Consider the following 19,107-nt stretch of genomic DNA (forward strand, 5'->3'; position numbering starts at 1 on the left):
AGCGCGGCCGGGCGCGGGTCTATTCCCGGTCGGGTGCCCCCGTGCACCACGAGATCAGGTGAAACGTGCGAGATCAGGTGCAATAACCCCAGAGCTCGCCAACGTCACCTGATCTCGTGCGGGCGAGCCGACACGTCACCTGATCTGGTGCACCAACGGAAACCGCTACTGCCCCGAATCTTCCGCCCCGGCACCCTCACCATCAGCAGCATTCGCATCCCCCACCATCGCGCCCACGAACTGCGACTGGTAGAGCCGGAAGTACGCCCCCTCGGCAGCCAGCAGTTCCGCGTGCGCCCCCTGCTCGACGATCGCGCCGGCCTCCATGACGAGGATGACGTCGGCGTCGCGGATGGTGGACAGCCGGTGGGCGATGACGAACGCGGTGCGCCCCTCGCGCAGCCGCCCCATCGCCTCCTGGACGAGGACCTCGGTGCGGGTGTCCACGGAGCTGGTCGCCTCGTCGAGCACGAGGATCGCGGGGTCGGAGAGGAACGCCCGCGCGATCGTGATGAGCTGCCGCTCCCCCGCGGACACGCCCCCGCCGTCCTCCTCGATCATCGTGTCGTACCCCTGCGGCAGGGAGTGGACGAACCGCTCCACGCCGGCGGCGCGCCCGGCCTCCTCGACCTCCTCGCGCGTGGCCCCGTCGCGGCCGTAGGCGATGTTCTCCGCAACGGTCCCCTCGAACAGCCACGTGTCCTGCAGGACCATGCCGATGTGGCTGCGCAGGTGGTCGCGGGTCATCTCGCGGGTGTCCGCTCCGTCGACCAGGATCCGCCCCCCGCGCACCTCGTAGAACCGCATGAGCAGGTTGACGAGCGTCGTCTTCCCCGCCCCGGTGCGGCCGACGATCGCCACCGTCTGCCCCGGCCGGGCCCGCAGGTCGAGGCCGTCGATGAGCGGCACGTCGTCGACGTACCGGAAGGCGACGTCCTCGAAGTGCACGTCCCCGCGCACGTCCACCACCTCGCGCGGCTCCGAAGACTCCGGCTCCATCTCGTCGGCGTCGAGCAGCTCGAACACGCGCTCGGCGGACGCCCCGCCGGACTGGACGAGCGCCGCCATCCCGGCGAGCTGCCCGATCGGCTGTCCGAACTGCCGCGAGTAGGTGACGAACGCCTGGACCTCGCCCACGGTGATCCCGCCCTGGGACACTCGCAGAACCCCGAACACGGCCACGAGCACGTAGCTGATGTTCGAGACGAACTGCATGAGCGGCATCATCGTGCCGGAGAGGAACTGCGAGCGGTCGGCGGCGGCGACGAGCCGGTCGTTCTGCTCGACGAACCGGGTGCCGAACTCGTTCTCCGCGCCGAAGGCCTGGACGAGCTGGTGCCCGGTGAACGCCTCCTCCACGGTGCCGCCGACCTCGCCGGTCGCTGTCCAGTTCGCCACGTGGTGCGGCTGGGCGCGCTTGGCGACGATCGCCATGATGGCCGCCGAGACCGGCACGGTGACCACGGCGACGATCGCGAGCCGCCAGTCGATCCACACCATCATGGCGAGCACGCCGACGATCGTCAGCACCGAGGTGATGAGCTGGGACATCGTCTGGTTGAGCGCCTGGGTGATGTTGTCGATGTCGTTGGTCAGGCGGGAGAGCAGGTCGCCGCGCGAGCGGTGGTCGAGCTCGGCCAGCGGCATGGCGTCGACCTTGGCCTGGACCTTCGCGCGCAGCCGCACTCCGACCCGCTGGACCACGACGTTGAGGATGAGCATGTTGGCGGCCATCGCCATCGCGGCGCCCGCGAACACGCCGAGCGCCATCGCGAGGGCGCGGAGCAGCTCGGCACGGTCGAGGCCGGCGCCGGGCACGATGTCCCCCATCCCGGCGAGCATGTCCGCCACCTCGTCCTGCCCCACGGCGCGCAGCCCGCCGATGGCCTGGTCGAGCGTCACCCCCTCGGGGATGAGGCGGCTCGCGAACCCCTCGACCACCACGTCGGTCGCGTCGCCGAGGAAGCGCGGACCGAGGACGGACAGGAGCACGGAGAGAACACCGAGGAGCACGACGACGACGAGCAGCAGCCGCTCCGCCCGCATCTCGCCCAGCAGCCGCCTGATCGCGCCGCCGAAGTTCGCCGGCTTGTCCCCGGGCACGGGGCCGTGACGCTCGCTCATGCCGCCTCCTCCCGCGAGATCTGGGACAGGACGATCTCCCGGTACGTCGCGTTGCCGTCCATCAGCTCGGAATGGGTGCCGAGCCCGACGACGCGACCGGCGTCGAGCACGCAGATCTGGTCGGCGTCGCGGATCGTCGAGATGCGCTGGGCCACGACGAGGGTGGTCGCCCCGGCCGTCATCGTCGGCAGCGCGGCCCGCAGGCGGGCGTCGGTGGCCATGTCGAGCGCGGAGAAGGCGTCGTCGAAGACGTAGATCTCGCCGCCGCGGACGAGGGCCCGGGCGATGGCGAGGCGCTGCTTCTGGCCGCCGGAGAAGTTCGTGCCGCCCGGCTCGACGGCGGACTCGAGCCCGTCGTCGAGGTCCCGGACGAAGTCGGCTGCCTGTGCCACCTCGAGCGCCTGCCAGAGGCGGTCCTCGGGGACCTCGCTTGAGCCGAGCGACAGTGTCGAGCGCACGGTGCCGCCGAACAGGAACGCCTGCTGCGGGACGAGCGCGACCCGCGAGCGCACGTCGCCCAGCGCCGCGGCGCGCACGTCGACCCCGCCGATCCGCACGGAGCCCGCGGCCACGTCGAGCAGCCGCGGGAGCAGGTTGACGAGGGTGGTCTTGCCGGAGCCGGTCGAGCCGACGACCGCCGTCGTCGTGCCCGGTTCGAGCGTGAGCGTGACCCGGTCGAGGACGGGCTCCTCCGCGCCGGGGTAGCCGAAGGTCGCCTCGACGAGCTCGACCCGCCGGCCGGCCTGGCGCGGCCCGATCTCCTGCGGCTGCGCGGGCGGCGCGATCGCGGGCGTGATGTCGAGGACCTCGGTGATGCGGCGCGCGCAGACCTCGGCGCGCGGGATCATCATCAGCAGCATGACCGAGAACATCACGGACATGAAGATGAACATGAGATAGCTGAGGAAGGCGACGATCGAGCCGATCTCCATCTCCTGCGCGTCGACGCGCAGCCCGCCGAACCAGACGACGGCCACCTGCCCGCCCATGACGACCAGCTGGACGAGCGGGAACGTGATCCCGAAGATCACGCCGATGCGGCGCTGGGTGCCGGCGAGCTCGCGCGAGGCGGAGTCGAACGTGGCGCGCTGCGTCGACTGGCGGGTGAACGCGCGGATGACGCGGACGCCGGAGATCTGCTCGCGCATGAGCCGGTTGATGCGGTCGATGCGCTTCTGGACCACCTCGAACAGCGGACGCGCGAGGAGGATCGCGCCGAGCATGACGGCGAGGAGCACCGGCACCGCCGCGACGATGAGCCAGGACAGCGGCGGGTCCTCGAGGACGGCCATGACGATGCCGCCGACCATCATGAGCGGCGCCATGACGAGGAACATCGAGCCCATGAGGGTGACCATCTGGACCTGCAGGACGTCGTTGGTCGAGCGGGTGATGAGCGACGGAGCGCCGACCTGCGAGACCTCCGCGACCGAGAGCCGCTGGACGGTGGCGAACACCGAGCGCCGGATCTCGCCGCCGACCCGGGCCGCCATGCGCGCCGCGAGGAACGCCGTCGAGATCTGGGCGACCATCTGGATAGCCGAGATGCCGAGCATGACGAGCCCGATCCGGATGACGGCGTCGGAGTCGGCCGCGAGCAGGCCGTCGTTGATGACGTCCGCGGTGAGGCTGGGGAGCATCATCGCGGCGAGCGTCGAGACCAGCTGCAGCAGGAGGATGGCGCCCAGCGTGCGGGCGTGCGGGCGGAGGTAGAACCTCAGAAGGCGCAGAAGCACCCGGACATCCTGGCACCAAGCGGACAGGTCGTCGTCATCGGGTCGGGGCCCGGCGGGAATCCCGCCGCCGACCTGCACCGCGACCTGCCTCTCCGGGACGACGAGAGCCGGCCCTCGGCAGCGGGTGCGCTGCCGGGAGCCGGCTCTCGTTCAGGTCTCGCGTCGGTGGGCGGAACCTCCCGCCCGACGCCGAAGGGTCACCCCGGGTGGGTCAGCTCCCCTGCGGGGGCTGGCCGCCCGGGTTCCAGGCGCGCGTGGTGCCCGCCGGGCCGCGACCGGTCGCGGGGCCGCCGGGGCCGCCGGGGCCTCCGGGGCCTCCGGGGCCTCCGGGGCCTCCGGGGCCAGCCTGGCCGGCTCCCGGACCACCGACGACGGGTCCACCGGCCGCAGGACCGCCGGCCGCAGGACCGCCGGTGCTCGGCGCCGACGCGGCGCTCGCCTGCCCGGGACGGGCGGCCGCGGGGTCGGGCGAACCCGCACCCGCACCGCTCGCACCGGCACCGGACGCGGGGCTCGCGGCGGCACGTGCGCGCTGAGACCGGCGCCCACCACCGATGCCCGGGTCCTCGCTGGCCTCGCTCTCGGCGGTCTCGACCTCGGCGCGGGCCTCGCGCAGCGCCTCCTGCGGGTCCTGCAGGCTCACCGAGTTGAACGCGGTCGTCGGGGGCGGGCCGGAGCGTCGCGGCCCGGTCGGACCGTCGCCCTTCGGGGCGCGCGGCGGCGTCGGCGCCTTGAACCCACCGGTGGAGCCGTCCTCGGGACCGAACGCGCTGGACAGGGAGGCCATCGCGCCCGTGACCTCGGCGGGGATGAACCACATCTTGTTCGACGGGGTCTTCGCGATCTCCGGCAGCGTCTGGAGGTACTGGTAGGACAGCACCTTGTCGTCGGCATCGGCGGTGTGGATGGCCTCGAAGACCTCGTGGATGGCGCGGGACTCACCCTGGGCGCGGAGGACGGCGGCCTGGGCCTCACCCTCGGCGCGGAGGATCTGGGACTGCTTCTCACCCTCGGCCGTGAGGATCGCGGACTGCTTGACACCCTCGGCCGTGAGGATCGCGGCGCGGCGGTCGCGCTCGGCGCGCATCTGCTGCTCCATCGCGCCCTGGACGGACTGGGGCGGGTCGATCGCCTTGAGCTCGACGCGGTTGACGCGGATGCCCCAGCGGCCGGTCGCCTCGTCGAGGACGCCGCGGAGCTGGCCGTTGATCTGGTCGCGCGAGGTCAGCGTCTGCTCGAGGTCCATCGAGCCGATGACGTTGCGGAGCGTGGTGACGGTCAGCTGCTCGATACCGGTGATGTAGTTGGCGATCTCGTAGACCGCGGCGCCCGGCTCGGTGACCTGGAAGTAGATGACCGTGTCGATCGAGACCACGAGGTTGTCGGACGTGATGACGGGCTGCGGCGCGAAGGAGACGACCTGCTCGCGGAGGTCGACCCGGGCGCGGACCTTGTCGAAGAACGGGACGAGGACGTGGAAGCCGGCGAACATCGTCGAGTGGTACTTGCCGAGTCGCTCGACGATGAGGGCCCCGGCCTGGGGGACGATGACGACCGCCTTGCTGAGGATCACCACCACCGCGACCACGATGACGCCGAGGATGATCCACTGCGTGAGGTTGTCCACGTATCTCTCCTGTGTCGGTGCTGCGACGGCCCGGTCGGGGCGCCGGGGTCAGTAGCGGGGCTCGTGGCCGCCGGGGGCGGAGCCCGGGCGGTAGCTCGGCGGTCCCTGGTGCCCGGGGCCGAACCCGGTCGTCCACGGCTGCGCAGGGGGCCGGGTCCCGTAGGGATCACCCTCCACGTCGAGCGGGGCGACGACGGCGAACGCCCCGTCGATCTCGACGACCCGCACGTCCTCCTCGGGCGGCCGCGGCAGGACGTCGGGCGCGGTGCGGGCCGACCAGATCTCTCCGGCGAGCTTGACGCGGCCCTCGCGCTCGTTCACCTCGGTGACCGTGCGCGCCACCTGGCCGACCAGGCCGCGGACGTTCATCGGGGTGTCGGGCGTGGAGCGCGCGAGCATCTCCTTGACCCAGGGGCGCACGACGGCGAGCAGCGTGATGGCGACGAGCGCGGCGACGAGCGCCTGCACCCAGATCGGCGCGCCGGTGAGGGCGACGAGCGAGCCGGCGGCGGCGCCGCCGGCCAGCATGAGGAAGATGAGGTCGACGGTGAGCATCTCGACGATGCCGAGCACGATCGCCGTGACCAGCCAGATCCACCACATGGCCGGGCCTCCTCCCAGTAGGTGGGGCCAGTCTACCGGCGCGACCTAGTCCTTCCGGCGGGAGTGGTACCTGCCCTCGTCGACCGTGAGGGTGAGCGGCATGCGGTAGAGGGAGGAGATCGCCTCGGCCGTGAGGACCTCGTCGATCGGCCCCGCGGCGACGGCCGCGCCGTGGTCCATGAGAAGCGCGTGGGTGAACCCGGGCGGGATCTCCTCGAGGTGGTGGGTCACGAGGACCATGACCGGCCCGTGCGGGTCGCGGGCGAGCCGCGCGAGCGAGGCGACGAGCTCCTCGCGTCCGCCGAGGTCCATGCCGGCGGCGGGCTCGTCGAGGACGAGCACCTCGGGGTCCGGCATGAGGGCGCGCGCGATCTGGACGCGCTTGCGCTCGCCCGTGGACAGGGACCCGAAGGTCCTCTCGCGCAGGTCCTTCGCACCCACGTAGCTGAGGAGCGCACGGGCCCGGCCCGTGTCGAGGTCCTCGTAGGCCTCGCGCCAGCGGCCCGACATGCCGTAGGCGCCGGTGAGGACGACGTCGAGGACCGTCTCGGAGGCGTACAGTCGGCGCTCGTTCGCCGAGGAGGCGAAGCCGACGACCTGGCGCAGCTCGCCGACGTCGACCCGGCCGAGCCGCTCCCCGATGACCTCGACCGACCCGGTGGTGGGGAAGATCTGGCCCACGAGCAGCGAGACGAGCGTGGTCTTGCCCGCCCCGTTCGGGCCGACGATCACCCAGCGCTCGCCGTCGTCGACGGACCAGTCGACCCCCGCGAGCAGCTCGGAGGTGCCACGGCGCACGCGCACGTCGGACAGCGTCAGGACATCACCCATGGGCCCCAGCGTAGGTCGCGCGCGGAGGGCCCGCGGCCCGACCCGCCCGGCCCGGGCGTAGTGCCGGCCGGGTGCGGCCGCCCCGGCCGACGTGCCCGAAGAAGCCTCCGATGCCGGTCCCCGCGCCTACTGCCCGGCCAGCACGCTCTCGTAGACGGCGATCGTGCGCTCGGCCACCGCGGTCCAGGCGAAGTGCTCCTCGACGCGGCGGCGGGCGGCGGCGCCCTGGGCCCGCGCCTTCTCCCGGTCCGTCGCGAGCGCGGTGAGCGCGGCGGCGAGGTCGGCGTGGAACCGCTCGGGGTCCGTCGGCGTGCCGGTGCCGTCCTGGAGCTGGTCGATGGGGACGAGGGTGCCGGTCTCGCCGTCGACGATGACGTCCGGGATGCCGCCGGTGGCCGAGCCGACGACGGGGAGGCCCACCGCCATGGCCTCGAGGTTGACGATGCCGAGGGGCTCGTAGACGGACGGGCACACGAAGACGTCGCTCGCGGCGAGGACGGCGACGAGCTGCTCGCGCGGCAGCATCTCCTCGATCCACACGATGCCGGTACGGCGCTTCGCGAGCTCGGCCACGGCGCCGGAGACCTCCGCGGCGATCTCCTGGGTGTCCGGGGCGCCGGCGCACAGGACCACCTGGATCTCCTCGGGGAGCTGCTCGATCGCCGCGAGCAGGTGCGGCAGGCCCTTCTGCCGGGTGATGCGGCCGACGAACACGACCGTGGGCCGGTCGGCGTCGAGCCCGTAGCGCTCGCGGGCGGCCGCGATCGCGGCCTCGCCGTCGGGCCCCGTGGGACGTGCCCACTCGTCGAGGTCGATCCCGTTGTGGACCACGTGGACCTTGTCCGGGTCGACGCTCGGGTAGGCGCGCAGGATGTCGGACCGCATGCCGTTGGACACGGCGATGACGCCGGCCGCGCCCTCGTAGGCGGTGCGCTCGGCCCAGCTCGACAGGGCGTAGCCGCCGCCGAGCTGCTCGGCCTTCCACGGGCGCATCGGCTCGAGCGAGTGTGCGGAGAGCACGTGGGGCGCGCCGTGGAGCAGCCCGCCGAGGTGGCCGGCGAGGTTGGCGTACCAGGTGTGGGAGTGGACGAGGTCGGTGCCCTCGAGCCGGTCGGCGATCTGCAGGTCCACCCCGAACGTGCGCAGGGCGGCGTTCGCGCCCTCGAGCTGGGGCACCTCGTCGTAGCCGGTGACGGGCACGCCGCCGGGGCCGTCCTCGGTGCGCGGGCCGTCGAAGGCGTGCACGCGCACGTCGAGGTCCGGCCGCAGGACGCGGGCCAGCTCCGAGACGTGCACGCCGGCGCCGCCGTAGATGTGCGGCGGGTACTCGCGGGTGATCAGGTCGACTCTCACGGTGCTCTCCTCGGCATCGTCGCGCGTGCGTGCTGGGGCCCACTCTGCCGGGGCCGTGCGGCGGCGGCAACGCGTGCTGCGGGTCACAGGTTCGGCTTAGGGTGTCCCCATGGCATCCCCACGCGTGCTCGCGATCGTCCTGGCCGGCGGCGAGGGTAAGCGGCTCATGCCGCTCACCGCGGACCGCGCCAAGCCCGCCGTCCCCTTCGGTGGGACCTATCGACTCATCGACTTCGCCCTGTCGAACATCGTCAACTCCGGGTACCTCAAGATCGTGGTGCTCACGCAGTACAAGTCGCACTCCCTCGACCGCCACATCACCCAGACCTGGCGGATGTCCAACCTGCTGGGCAACTACGTGGCGCCGGTGCCCGCCCAGCAGCGCAAGGGGAAGAACTGGTTCCTCGGCTCCGCCGACGCGATCTACCAGTCGCTCAACCTCATCGACGACGAGCGGGCGGACATCGTGGTGGTGGTCGGTGCCGACAACATCTACCGCATGGACTTCTCCCAGATGGTCGACCAGCACATCGAGTCCGGGTTCCCGCTCACGGTGGCCGGGATCCGGCAGCCGCTGTCGCTGTCCGACCAGTTCGGCGTCATCCAGGCCTCGGCCGACGACCCGCACAAGATCGAGAGCTTCCTCGAGAAGCCGAAGGACGCCGTGGGCCTGCCCGACGCGCCCGACCAGATCCTCGCGTCGATGGGCAACTACGTGATGGACGCCGACGCCCTGCGCGAGGCCGTCATCGCCGACGCGGACGACTCCGGGTCGAACCACGACATGGGCGGCAACATCGTGCCGAGCTTCGTCGCCGAGGGCCGGGCGGGGCTGTACGACTTCACGTTCAACGAGGTCCCCGGGGCCAGCGACCGGGACAAGGCGTACTGGCGCGACGTCGGAACCGTGGACGCGTTCTACGAGGCCAACATGGACCTCATCTCCGTGGTCCCGGTGTTCAACCTCTACAACGATCAGTGGCCCCTGCACACCGGCTACCACGGGCTCGCCCCGGCGAAGTTCGTCTACGGGCACCAGGAGCGCCTGGGCCACGCGCTCGACTCGATCATCTCCCCCGGCGTCATCATCTCCGGCGGCGAGGTCGTCGGCTCGATCCTCTCCCCCGGCGTCCGGGTGAACTCGTGGTCCTCGGTGCGGGACTCCGTCCTCTTCGACGGCGTCCAGGTCGGCCGCAACGCCACGGTGAACAAGGCGATCCTCGACAAGAACGTCGTCGTCGAGCAGGGCGCAACCATCGGCGTCGACCACGAGCACGATCGTGCGCGCGGCTACACCATCACCCCGGGGGGCATCACCGTCGTCCCCAAGGGGAAGACGGTCACGAGGTGACGGCGGGCCCCTCGTCCGCCGGCCTGCGGCCGGTTCCGACCGTCCCCGCCGGGGGCGGCACGGCGCTGCGCGTCACGCTCGTCTCCCCGCGGCCCGTCCCGGAGTCCCTCGTCGCCCACGTCGCGGACCTGCTCGCGGCCCGCGCCGGCGAGGTCGCCTCCACCCACGGCACACTCGGCCCGCTGCGCACGGTCGGCTGGGCCCTCCGCCTCCCCTCCCCCGTCGGCCGCGAGGGGGGTTCGTCGTCGTCGTTGGTCGAGAGTGCGGGTCAGGACGATGTGCACGACGACGAACGACCCGCCGGCGGACCCTCGTCCTTCGCCCGCACGGCGCTCGCGCTGCGCGACGAGATCCGCGGTCCGGCCACGGCCCTCGGCGTCGACGTGGCCGTCACCACCGGCGACCTGGCCGAGGAGGGTCCCGGGCTCGTCCTCACCGACGTCGACTCCACGCTGTTCGCGAACGAGGTCATCGAGCTCGTCGCCGCGCACGCCGGGGTCGAGGCCGAGGTCGCGGCGGTGACCGAGCGGGCGATGCGCGGCGAGCTCGACTTCCGCGAGTCGCTCGACGCGCGGGTCGCCCTGATCGCCGGGCTCGAGGCGGAGCCGGTCCTCGAGGCGGTGCGCGGCGCCGTCGAGCTCTCCCCCGGCGCCGCGGACATGTTCCTGCGCGCGCGGGACGCGGGCGTTCCCACGGGCGTGGTCTCGGGCGGGTTCGTCGAGGTCGTCGGTCCCCTGGTCGAGGATCTCGGCGTACGGTTCGTCGCGGCCAACCGGTTCGAGATCGATGACGGGAGGCTGACCGGGCGCACGATCGGCGACGTCGTGGACCGGACGGCGAAGGCCACGCACGCCCGCGCCTGGACCGCCGAGGCCGGCGTGCCGATGAGCCGGCTGCTCGCCGTCGGCGACGGCGCCAACGACCTCGACCTGCTCGGCGCGGCCGGGCTCGGCGTGGGCTACGGGAGCAGGCCGGTCGTGCGCGAGAACGCCGACGCATTCATCAGCAGCGACCGGCTCGACACCGCGCTCGCGCTGACCGGCGTGGCCGACCCGATCGCCTGACCGAGCCTCTCCGGTCGAGAGTGCGGGTCAGCTCGTCGACTGGTCGAGAGTGCGACTCAGCTCGTCGACTGGTCGAGAGTGCGGCTCAGGCCGAGGGCCGGACGAGTGCCCGCAGGTGGGCGGTCCGCGCGTCCAGGTCGGACCACGTGGTGGGGACGTCGAGCACGCAGGCGGTCGCCGTCGGGACCCCGAGGGAGACCTGGAGGGCGAGGGAGTCCTTGCGGTCGTCGTGCAGGTGGGCGGCGAGCGAGGAGATCGTCGGCTCGTGGCCCACGACGAGCAGCACGCCGGGGTCGCCCTCCGTGTCGCGCACGAGGTCGAGCAGGCCGCGCGCGGCGTACTGGTAGATCTCCGGGACGTCGCGCCGCTCACCGACCTCGACCCCCTCGCGCAGGAGCGTGGCGGTGGAGGCCGCACGCGCCGCGGTCGAGACGAGCGCGACGTCGATCGCCCCCACCTCGGCCGCGAGCAGCGGACCGAGCGCCCGCGCCTGGCGCTCGCCGCGCCCCGAGAGCTCGCGGGAGGCGTCCCCCGCCCGCCCGTGCTGGGCGGCCTTCGCGTGCCTGAGCAGGATGAGCGTCCGGGTCATCACTGACCCATGGCGTGCACGCCGCCGTCCGCGTGCACGATCTCGCCGGTGGTCGAGGGCAGCCACTCCGAGCACAGGGCGACCACGGTGCGCGCGGTCGGCTCGGCGTCGGTGACGTCCCAGCCGAGGGGGGCGCGCTCGTCCCAGGTCGACTCCATCTGGTCGAAGCCGGGGATCGACGTGGCGGCGGTCGTCCGCACGGGGCCGGCGGAGACGAGGTTGACGCGGATGCCGTCCGGCCCGAGGTCCCGGGCGAGGTAGCGGGCGGTCGCCTCGAAGGCGGCCTTGGACACGCCCATCCAGTCGTACACGGGCCACGCGTAGGAGCCGTCGAACGTCAGGCCCACCACGGCGGAGCCCGGCGCCATGAGCGGCTTCGCGGCCACGGCGAGCGACTTGAGCGAGTACGCGGAGACCTCGAGTGCGGTGGCGACGTCCGCCCACTCCGCCTGGAGGAAGTTCCCGCCCATCACCGACTGCGGGGCGAACCCGATCGAGTGGACCACGGCGTCGAGGTGGTCGACGTGCTCGCGCACGCGCGAGTCCAGCGCGGCGAGGTCGTCCGCGTCGGTGACGTCGAGCTGGACGACCGGCGCCTCGGTGGGCAGGCGACGCGACGTGACCTCGGTCAGCCGCATCTGGCGGCCGAAGGACGTGAGCACCACGGTGGCGCCCTGCTCCTGCGCGAGCCGCGCCACGTGGAAGGCGATGGAGTTGTTCTTCAGCACGCCGGTGACGAGCACCGTCTTGCCCTCCAGCAGTCCCATGGGAGTCCTCTTCTCGTTCGGGGGGAGTGACCGCGCGGACGCGGCCGGGGTTCGTGGGGCCGGTGCCCCGTGGTCAGCGGCCCACGGTCAGTGCCCCATGCCGAGTCCGCCGTCGACGGGGATGACCGCGCCGGAGACGTAGCCGGCCGCCGGGGAGGCGAGGAACTCGACGACGCCGGCGACGTCGTCGATGTCCCCGAACCGGCCCGCGGGGATCGCGCCGAGGTAGGTCTCCTGCTGGGCCTCGGGCAGCACCCGGGTCATCTCGGTGTCGATGAATCCCGGGGCCACGACGTTGGCCGTGATCGAGCGCTTGCCGAGCTCGCGGGTGATCGAGCGCGCCATGCCGACGAGCCCGGCCTTGGCGGCCGAGTAGTTGACCTGGCCCGGCCCGCCGTAGAGGCCGATGACCGAGGAGATGAGCACGATCCGACCTCGGCGCAGCCGGATCATCCCCTTGGACGCCCGGCGGGCGATCTTGAAGGCCCCGCCGAGGTTGGTCTGCAGGACCTCGTCGAAGTCCTCGTCGCTCATCCGCATGAGCAGCTGGTCGCGGGTGATCCCGGCGTTGGCCACGACCACCTCGACCGGGCCGTGGGCCTCCTCGGCCGCCGAGAAGGCAGCGTCGACGTCGTCGGTGCTCGCCACGTCGCCCGCCAGGGCGAGCGTGCCCTCGGGGCCGCGGCCGGAGCGGGAGAGCACCGCCACCTTGTCCCCCAGGTCGACGAACCGGCGGGCGATCGCCTCGCCGATCCCCTGGGACGCCCCGGTGACGAGCACGCTGCGGGGTTCGTACGTGTTGCTCGCGGTCACGTCATCTCCTCGATGCTTGCCGTACGCACCCGGGACACGCTAGCCGATGAGCTCCGGGGCTTCGCGCCACCGTCCGGTGCGCGGCCCCGGTCGCGCAGGTGGCAGCCGTGCCCCGGGAGGTCGGCGTAGCCTGGTGGGATGACCAGGGTCCGGCGCGCAGGAGCCGCACCCGCGACCCACTCCTCGGCGCGCGTGCGGGGGCGTCGGCGTGCCGAGCCCGTGACGATCACGGGCGCCGCCCCGTCCCTGCAGGAGGACCTCTCCGGCCGGATGCGCCGCTACTGGCTGCTCATGGGCGTCCGGATCGCGTGCCTCGCCTCGCTCGTCGTCGTCCCCCGCCAGTGGTGGTGGGTGTCCATCGGCCTCGCGCTCGCCGCTCCCCTGCTCGCCGTGCTCGTCGCCAACTCGGGCCGCGAGGGCGGGGGGCCGAGCGCCGGACGCACGGGTCGGGAACTCGTCACGCTCCAGCCCGACGACGACGCAGCCTCGCCGTCCGCCGACGCCCGGCGCGCCCCGACCTATCACGTGCGCCCCGGGGAGTTCCTGCGGTGACCGGCCAGGACATGCCGGGGCCGCGGGGCGTCGGCCGGTGGGCCTTCCTGCGCACCCCCCGCTGGCTGGGGCTCATGGCCGTCAGCGTGCTGGCCGCCCTCACCTGCGTGTGGCTCGGGACCTGGCAGCTCGACCGGCACGAGGAGAAGGTCGAGCGGCGCGACGCCGTCGAGCAGGCCGAGGCCGCCGCGCCGGTACCCGCCGAGGAGCACGTCGGCGACCTGCTCGTCGACGAGTCCGACACCTGGCGGTACGTCACCGTCACCGGCGAGTGGGTCGAGGGCACCACGCTCGGGCTGCGCAACCGGCCGGTCGAGGGCACGCCGGCCGTCCACGTGGTCGACCTGTTCGCCACCGAGCTCGGCGGGCAGGAGGTCGTCCTGCCGGTGGACCGGGGCTGGCTGCCCTCCGAGGTCGACATGACGCCCGCCGACCTGCCGCGCCCGCCGGACGGGGAGGCCACGCTGACGGTGCGGCTGAGGCCGGCGGAGCACGGCTCGACCCGCGAGCCGGCCCCGGGGTGGCTGTACTCGATCGAGGAGGACGCGCTGCGCCGCTCGCTCGCGGCCCTCACCGATCCCGCGCCCGGGGCGATCGCGGTGGCGGACGGGGGTGTCGGCGTCGTCTCGGGGTTCGGGGAGCTCATCGACTCCGAGCCCGCGGCGGCGGACGGCCTCTCCGGGCTCCCGCGGCCGGACGTCTCGCTGCGCAACCACCTCAGCTACGCGTTCCAGTGGTTCGTGTTCGCGATCGGGTCGCTCGCGATCGTGCCGCTGCTGGCGCGCCGCGAGGTCGACGAGGCCGACGAGGAGCTGCTCGCCGGCACGCCCTACGCGCGCGGGGGCGCCCTGTCCGCGCGCGCCGGGAAGAAGGTCTCCGACGCCGAGGAGGAGGACGCCTGGCTCGACGCCGCAGAGTCGGCCGAGGGTGCCGGTGCGGGTGCGGGTGTCACGGCGGACGATCAGGGCGCGAGCCCGGATCAGGACGGGTGCCCGGATCAAACCGCGCAGGCCGGCGGTCAGGCCAGCGTGACGAGCTCGAGGTAGTCGGCCGACCAGAGGTCCTCATCGCCGTCGGGCAGAAGGAGGACCCGCTCGGGGTTGAGCGACTGGACGGCGCCCTCGTCGTGGGTCACCAGCACGACCGCGCCAGTGAAGGTCGCCAGCGCGCCGAGGATCTCCTCGCGCGAGGCCGGGTCGAGGTTGTTCGTGGGCTCGTCGAGCAGCAGCACGTTGGCCGATGAGACGACGAGGACCGCGAGCGCGAGCCGGGTCTTCTCGCCACCGGACAGCACGCCGGCGGGCTTGTCGGCGTCGGACCCGGAGAAGAGGAACGACCCGAGGACCGAGCGGACCTGCGTGTCCGTGAGGTCCGGCGCCGAGCTGCGGAGGTTCTCCACGACCGTGCGGTTCGTGTCGAGGGTCTCGTGCTCCTGCGCGTAGTAGCCGATCTTCAGGCCGTGGCCGGGGATGACCTCGCCGGTGTCCGGCTGCTCCACGCCGCCGAGGATCCGCAGGAGGGTGGTCTTGCCGGCGCCGTTGAGGCCGAGGATGACCACCTTCGAGCCGCGGTCGATCGCGAGGTCCACGCCCGAGAACACCTCGAGCGACCCGTACGACTTCGACAGGTCCTGCGCGGTGAGCGGGGTGCGGCCGCAGGGGGCGGGATCCGGGAAGCGGAGCGCCGCGACACGGTCCTGGACGCGGGTCGCCTCGAGTCCCGAGGTCAGGCGCTCGGCGCGGCGGATCATGTTCTGCGCGGCGACGGCCTTCGTGGCCTTCGCGCGCATCTTGTCCGCCTGCGCCATGAGGGTCGAGGCCTTCTTCTCGGCGTTGGCGCGCTCGCGGCGGCGGCGCTTCTCGTCGACCTCGCGCTGCTTGACGTAGGCGTCCCAGCCGAGGTTGTACGTGTCGAGCTCGCCGCGGTTGGCGTCGAGGTGCCACACGGTGTTGACGGTCTCGCGCAGCAGGTCGACGTCGTGGGAGATGACGACGAAGCCGCCCTGGTAGCTCTTGAGGTGCTCGCGCAGCCAGACGATCGAGTCGTGGTCGAGGTGGTTCGTCGGCTCGTCGAGCAGGAGCGTGTCCGCGCCGGAGAAGAGGATCCGGGCGAGCTCGACGCGGCGGCGCTGACCGCCGGACAGGGTGTGCAGCGGCTGGTCGAGGATGCGGGTCGGCAGCGCGAGTGCCGACGTCATCGCCGCCGCCTCGGACTCCGCGGCCCAGCCGCCGAGGGCCTCGAACTCGGCGTCGAGACGGACGTAGCGCTCGGTGGCCTTCGCGGCCTTGTCCGGGTTCGACAGGTCGCCCATCTCGCGCTCGGCCTTGCGCAGGCGCCCGAGCAGGGTGTCGATGCCGCGGGCGGACAGGACGCGGTCGCGCGCGTGGACGTCGAGGTCGCCGGTGCGCGGGTCCTGCGGGAGGTAGCCGACGGTGCCGGAGCGCGTGAGGTCACCGGTGTGCGCGACGGTCGAGCTCGTGGCGTCGGCCCCGGCGAGGAGCTTGGTCAGCGTGGTCTTGCCGGCGCCGTTGCGTCCGACGAGCCCGATCTTCATGCCGGTGTCGATGCGGAACGTGCCCGAACGGAGCAGCTCGCGGTCGCCGATGGACATGGAGATGTCGCGGGCGGTGATCATGGGGGCCTTTCGTGGGGCGGGCGTGCCGGCGGAGGACATGTGGTGCGCGGTGGGCCGGACGCAGGGCCACCAGCCATCGTAACGGCGGGCGCACGCGATTTCCGGGCGGCACCTGTTCCGTCGAGCACCCTCCGTCGCGTTCGCCGAGATTGCGGTTCGTGCTCGTCGAGATTGCGGTTGGTGCCCGCCGAGATTGCGGTTGGTGCTCGCCGAGATTGGGCGGTTTCAAGTGGTTGTTGCAACGAGTAGGTCGTTGAGTCGTTTCGCTGGAGTCTGCCAGCCCAGTGTCATGCGTGGTCGTGTGTTGAGTTCGCGGGCGACGGCGTCGAGGTCGCGCTGGGCGTAGGTGCGGAAGTCGGTACTCGAGCGGGGAAAGTACTGCCGCAGCAGGCCGTTGGTGTTCTCGTTCGAGCCTCGCTGCCAGGGCGAGTGCGGGTCGCAGAAGAAGACCCGGCAGTCTGTCGCCAGCGTGAAGTGGGCGTGCTTGGCCATCTCAGCGCCCTGATCCCAGGTCAGAGTCGCGGCCAGCTCGGCCGGCAGGCGGCCCATCGTGTCGATCAGCACGTCGATCACCTGCTCGGAGACCCTGCTCTCCGGTAGAGCGCCGAGCATGACGTACCGCGTGGAACGCTCGACCAGGGTGATGATCGCCGACGCGCTACGCGCACCGATGATCAGGTCACCTTCCCAGTGCCCGGGCACGGCCCGGTCTTCGACCTCGGCCGGCCGGGTGCTGATGTTCAGGCCATGGGTCCAGGCCTTGCCCGAGTGTGCCGCCCGCGCGAGGCGGGACTGGGGGCGCCGCCTGGTCCGCCCGGTACGGAGTGCGACCTGGCGTGCGATCTCGCTGCGCAGCCCGCCACGAGCTTGGTAGTAGATCGCTTGGTAGATCGTCTCGTGGGACACCCATCGCTCCGGCCGGTCGGGATACTCCTGACGAAGCCAGTGTGCGATCTGCTGCGGAGACCACCGCTGTTCGAGCTTGTCCCGCACCAGGGGCCATAGCCGGCCGCGACCCGAGGTCACCCCGCGGCGGCGATCGCCGGTCAACTTGCCGGGCCTGGGCCTGCGGGCCCGCTTGTCGGCCCTGCGCTGCGCGTTCCGGCACGAGTACGCCCACCGGTAGGCGCCACCACGACCGGCGGGATTGGCCTGCCGGCGTCCCGCCGGGGAACGCGTCCCGGGTGTGTCCAGGTGAGCGCCCCGGTAGGAGTTATTGCGAGTGACCTCGCGCCACACCGTGGTCCGGTGACGACCGATCCGCTCAGCGATCTGCGGGAACGTCAATCGCTGACCGAACAGCGCCTCGATCTTCGCCCGCTCCTCAAGTGTCAATCTCTTCCCAGCCATCCGTACACCCTCCCAAGGCGCACGTTGCAACAACCGATTGAAACCGCCTTGCGGTTGGGGCCCCAACCGCAATCTCGACGACGAGCTACGCGTGGTGCATGTCTGCGCACGAGCGCTCGCGCGTGGCGGCGGTCTCGAGCTGGATCGTCGCGTGATCGAACGACACGGGGAAGTGCTCGCGCACGCACGCTCGGATCGTCTCGAGGATCTCGGGGGCGTGACCGGAGGCGAAGCAGTGGTCGTCGACCACCACGTGCGCCGAGATCACGGGCATGCCGGTGCCGATCTCGGAGGCGTGCAGGTCGTGCACCTCGCGGACGTGCTCGAGCTCGAGGAGATGAGTCCGCACGTCGTCGAGGTCCACCCCGCGCGGCGTGTACTCGAGCAGCACCCGCCCGGTGTCCCGCACGATCCGCAGCGCGCGCGGCACGATGAGCGCCACGATCACCAGGCCCGCGATCGTGTCGGCCCGCTCGAAGCCGGTGACGCGGATGACGACCGCACCGACGATGACGGCCACCGACCCGAGCGCGTCCGCAAGCACCTCGAGGAACGCGGCCCGCATGTTTCGGTTGGCCTCCCGCCCACCGCCGAGGACCGCGAGGGCGGCGAGGTTCGCGACGAGCCCGACGACGCCGAACACCACCAGCTCGGTGGCCGCGATCTCGGTCGGAGCGGCAAGACGGCGCACCGCCTCGACCGCCGCGTAGACGCCGACGGCGAGCAGGAGCACCGCCTGGCCGAGCGCGGCGATCACCTCGGCGCGGGCGAAGCCCCAGGTCCGCTCGCTCGTCGCGGGTCGGGCCATCATCGTGGCGGCAAGGACGGCGACCACGAGGCCGACCGCGTCCGCCGCGGCGTGCGCCGTGTCGGTGAGCAGGGCGAGGCTGCCGGTGACCGCGCTGCCGACGAGCTGGGCGAGAACGATCCCGACGGTGAGGACGAGGGCGACGATCAGGCGGAGCCGCAGCCTCGGGTCGGCCGACGCCGCGGCCGGGTCGACGCCGTGCGCGTGGCCGTCGTGGCTCACGAGGCCGCCCCGGCGCTCCCCCGGCCCCGCTCGGCGGTGCCGGCGTCGTCGTCGGAGCTCGGTGCCACTATGTCGTCGGGGCTCGGTGCCGCCTCGTCGTCGTGGCTGTGCTGCACCGCGCCGGGGGCGATACCGGCCGCGACGAGCAGCGCGTCCGCCCGCGCGCGCAAGTCGGCGAGCCGCTCCGGGTCGGCGATCGCGAACCACGACGCCCGCCCCTCGGCGCGGACGGTGACGAGCCCGCAGTCGCGCAGGCACGCGAGGTGCTTGCTCACGGTGGACTGGGCGAGGTGCATGTGGTCGACGAGGTCCCGCACGCGGTGCTCGCCGGTGGTCAGGTGGTCGAGGAGGGCGAGTCGCGCGGGCTCGGCGAGCGCGTGGAAGAGCAGGGCGTGCGCACCGGTGGCGCTCGTCGTCGTCGGACCCTCTTCTTTCATCGCCATAAGGCGATGCTAGCGCTTCCAGGCGATGCTGGCGAGGGTTCGAGCCGTGCAGCAGACCCTTCGTCGAGATTGCGGTTGGGGCCCCAACCGCAATCTCGACGAGCACCAACCGCAATCTCGACGCACCGCTCCCCCGCACCACCAATACGGGGCCGACGCCCGCCGACCTCGCTACTGTTCGCTCGGGAGTCGCGCGGCCCCGACGGGGTGGTCCCGCCGGCAGGCGCGCGGCAGCGACC

The 19,107-nt window shown here is 72.5% G+C and carries 17 protein-coding genes; 4 read left to right on the forward strand and 13 right to left on the reverse strand.

What is annotated here, in order from left to right; all coding sequences use genetic code 11:
* Window positions 1-165: 165 nt before the first annotated feature.
* From AC24FB_RS01005 to glgA, 6 genes are all read right to left on the reverse strand, one after another.
* Entirely contained in the window at window positions 166-2,124 is a 1,959-nt protein-coding gene (locus AC24FB_RS01005) for an ABC transporter ATP-binding protein (protein ID WP_425715797.1), read from the reverse strand.
* Window positions 2,121-3,860, reverse strand: a complete 1,740-nt coding sequence (locus AC24FB_RS01010) for an ABC transporter ATP-binding protein (RefSeq protein ID WP_425715798.1) — start codon at window positions 3,858-3,860, stop codon at window positions 2,121-2,123. Before AC24FB_RS01010 ends, AC24FB_RS01005 begins: the two co-directional genes overlap by 4 nt.
* Window positions 3,861-4,071: 211 nt before the next feature.
* On the reverse strand, window positions 4,072-5,487 hold the full coding sequence (locus AC24FB_RS01015) for an SPFH domain-containing protein (protein WP_463654190.1): 1,416 nt from the start codon (window positions 5,485-5,487) through the stop codon (window positions 4,072-4,074).
* A 48-nt stretch (window positions 5,488-5,535) separates the two neighbouring features.
* A complete protein-coding gene (locus AC24FB_RS01020; RefSeq protein ID WP_425715800.1) occupies window positions 5,536-6,090 on the reverse strand; it encodes an NfeD family protein in 555 nt (184 codons plus the stop codon).
* 45 nt (window positions 6,091-6,135) lie between these two features.
* Window positions 6,136-6,921 carry an ABC transporter ATP-binding protein gene (locus AC24FB_RS01025; protein WP_425715801.1) on the reverse strand — a complete coding sequence of 262 codons (786 nt, stop codon included), beginning with the start codon at window positions 6,919-6,921 and terminating at the stop codon, window positions 6,136-6,138.
* A gap of 126 nt (window positions 6,922-7,047) precedes the next feature.
* Window positions 7,048-8,274: a glycogen synthase gene (gene glgA, locus AC24FB_RS01030; protein WP_425715802.1), complete on the reverse strand. Its 1,227-nt coding sequence runs from the start codon at window positions 8,272-8,274 to the stop codon at window positions 7,048-7,050.
* Between the two features lie 109 nt (window positions 8,275-8,383).
* On the opposite strand from glgA, the gene glgC reads away from it, so the two are divergent.
* Both glgC and serB read left to right on the forward strand, forming a co-directional pair.
* Window positions 8,384-9,625: a glucose-1-phosphate adenylyltransferase gene (glgC, locus tag AC24FB_RS01035; RefSeq protein WP_425715803.1), complete on the forward strand. Its 1,242-nt coding sequence runs from the start codon at window positions 8,384-8,386 to the stop codon at window positions 9,623-9,625.
* Window positions 9,622-10,689 (forward strand): phosphoserine phosphatase SerB, encoded by a 1,068-nt coding sequence (gene serB, locus AC24FB_RS01040; protein WP_425715804.1) that lies wholly within the window; start codon window positions 9,622-9,624, stop codon window positions 10,687-10,689. Before glgC ends, serB begins: the two co-directional genes overlap by 4 nt.
* An 85-nt stretch (window positions 10,690-10,774) precedes the next feature.
* Here serB and AC24FB_RS01045 read toward each other — a convergent pair whose 3' ends face one another.
* The 3 genes from AC24FB_RS01045 to fabG form a co-directional block, all read right to left on the reverse strand.
* The gene (locus tag AC24FB_RS01045) at window positions 10,775-11,278 is read right to left on the reverse strand and encodes a SixA phosphatase family protein (protein WP_425715805.1); all 504 of its coding nucleotides are present in this window, start codon (window positions 11,276-11,278) and stop codon (window positions 10,775-10,777) included.
* A complete protein-coding gene (gene fabI / locus AC24FB_RS01050) occupies window positions 11,278-12,045 on the reverse strand; it encodes an enoyl-ACP reductase FabI (RefSeq protein ID WP_425715806.1) in 768 nt (255 codons plus the stop codon). Before fabI ends, AC24FB_RS01045 begins: the two co-directional genes overlap by 1 nt.
* A gap of 87 nt (window positions 12,046-12,132) precedes the next feature.
* Complete coding sequence (fabG, locus tag AC24FB_RS01055; RefSeq protein ID WP_425715808.1) at window positions 12,133-12,858, reverse strand: 3-oxoacyl-ACP reductase FabG; 726 nt, start codon at window positions 12,856-12,858, stop codon at window positions 12,133-12,135.
* Between the two features lie 138 nt (window positions 12,859-12,996).
* Here fabG and AC24FB_RS01060 point away from each other — a divergent pair, with 138 nt between their 5' ends.
* Window positions 12,997-13,410, forward strand: a complete 414-nt coding sequence (locus AC24FB_RS01060) for a DUF3099 domain-containing protein (RefSeq protein WP_425715809.1) — start codon at window positions 12,997-12,999, stop codon at window positions 13,408-13,410.
* Window positions 13,407-14,456, forward strand: a complete 1,050-nt coding sequence (locus AC24FB_RS01065) for an SURF1 family protein (RefSeq protein WP_425715811.1) — start codon at window positions 13,407-13,409, stop codon at window positions 14,454-14,456. The genes AC24FB_RS01060 and AC24FB_RS01065 overlap by 4 nt, the downstream gene beginning before the upstream one ends.
* Here the strand turns inward: AC24FB_RS01065 and AC24FB_RS01070 are convergent.
* The 4 genes from AC24FB_RS01070 to AC24FB_RS01085 form a co-directional block, all read right to left on the reverse strand.
* Entirely contained in the window at window positions 14,429-16,045 is a 1,617-nt protein-coding gene (locus AC24FB_RS01070; protein WP_425715812.1) for an ABC-F family ATP-binding cassette domain-containing protein, read from the reverse strand. The genes AC24FB_RS01065 and AC24FB_RS01070 overlap by 28 nt on opposite strands.
* Window positions 16,046-16,270: 225 nt before the next feature.
* Window positions 16,271-17,395, reverse strand: coding sequence for an IS30 family transposase (locus tag AC24FB_RS01075; RefSeq protein WP_487560220.1), 1,125 nt, complete (start codon window positions 17,393-17,395; stop codon window positions 16,271-16,273).
* 85 nt (window positions 17,396-17,480) lie between these two features.
* Complete coding sequence (locus tag AC24FB_RS01080; protein WP_425715719.1) at window positions 17,481-18,425, reverse strand: cation diffusion facilitator family transporter; 945 nt, start codon at window positions 18,423-18,425, stop codon at window positions 17,481-17,483.
* A complete protein-coding gene (locus tag AC24FB_RS01085) occupies window positions 18,422-18,868 on the reverse strand; it encodes an ArsR/SmtB family transcription factor (protein ID WP_425715720.1) in 447 nt (148 codons plus the stop codon). Before AC24FB_RS01085 ends, AC24FB_RS01080 begins: the two co-directional genes overlap by 4 nt.
* Window positions 18,869-19,107: the final 239 nt, after the last annotated feature.

Source organism: Georgenia sp. Z1344 (genome assembly GCF_057652375.1).

Bases quoted from the DNA above. Each gene is read 5' to 3' on its own strand.
- AC24FB_RS01005 (WP_425715797.1), bottom strand. From the start codon at position 2,124: ATGAGCGAGCGTCACGGCCCCGTGCCCGGGGACAAGCCGGCGAACTTC.
- AC24FB_RS01020 (WP_425715800.1), bottom strand. From the start codon at position 6,090: ATGTGGTGGATCTGGCTGGTCACGGCGATCGTGCTCGGCATCGTCGAG.
- AC24FB_RS01025 (WP_425715801.1), bottom strand. From the start codon at position 6,921: ATGGGTGATGTCCTGACGCTGTCCGACGTGCGCGTGCGCCGTGGCACC.
- glgC (WP_425715803.1), top strand. From the start codon at position 8,384: ATGGCATCCCCACGCGTGCTCGCGATCGTCCTGGCCGGCGGCGAGGGT.
- AC24FB_RS01045 (WP_425715805.1), bottom strand. From the start codon at position 11,278: ATGACCCGGACGCTCATCCTGCTCAGGCACGCGAAGGCCGCCCAGCAC.
- fabI (WP_425715806.1), bottom strand. From the start codon at position 12,045: ATGGGACTGCTGGAGGGCAAGACGGTGCTCGTCACCGGCGTGCTGAAG.
- AC24FB_RS01060 (WP_425715809.1), top strand. From the start codon at position 12,997: ATGACCAGGGTCCGGCGCGCAGGAGCCGCACCCGCGACCCACTCCTCG.
- AC24FB_RS01070 (WP_425715812.1), bottom strand. From the start codon at position 16,045: ATGATCACCGCCCGCGACATCTCCATGTCCATCGGCGACCGCGAGCTG.
- AC24FB_RS01075 (WP_487560220.1), bottom strand. From the start codon at position 17,395: ATGGCTGGGAAGAGATTGACACTTGAGGAGCGGGCGAAGATCGAGGCG.
- AC24FB_RS01085 (WP_425715720.1), bottom strand. From the start codon at position 18,868: ATGGCGATGAAAGAAGAGGGTCCGACGACGACGAGCGCCACCGGTGCG.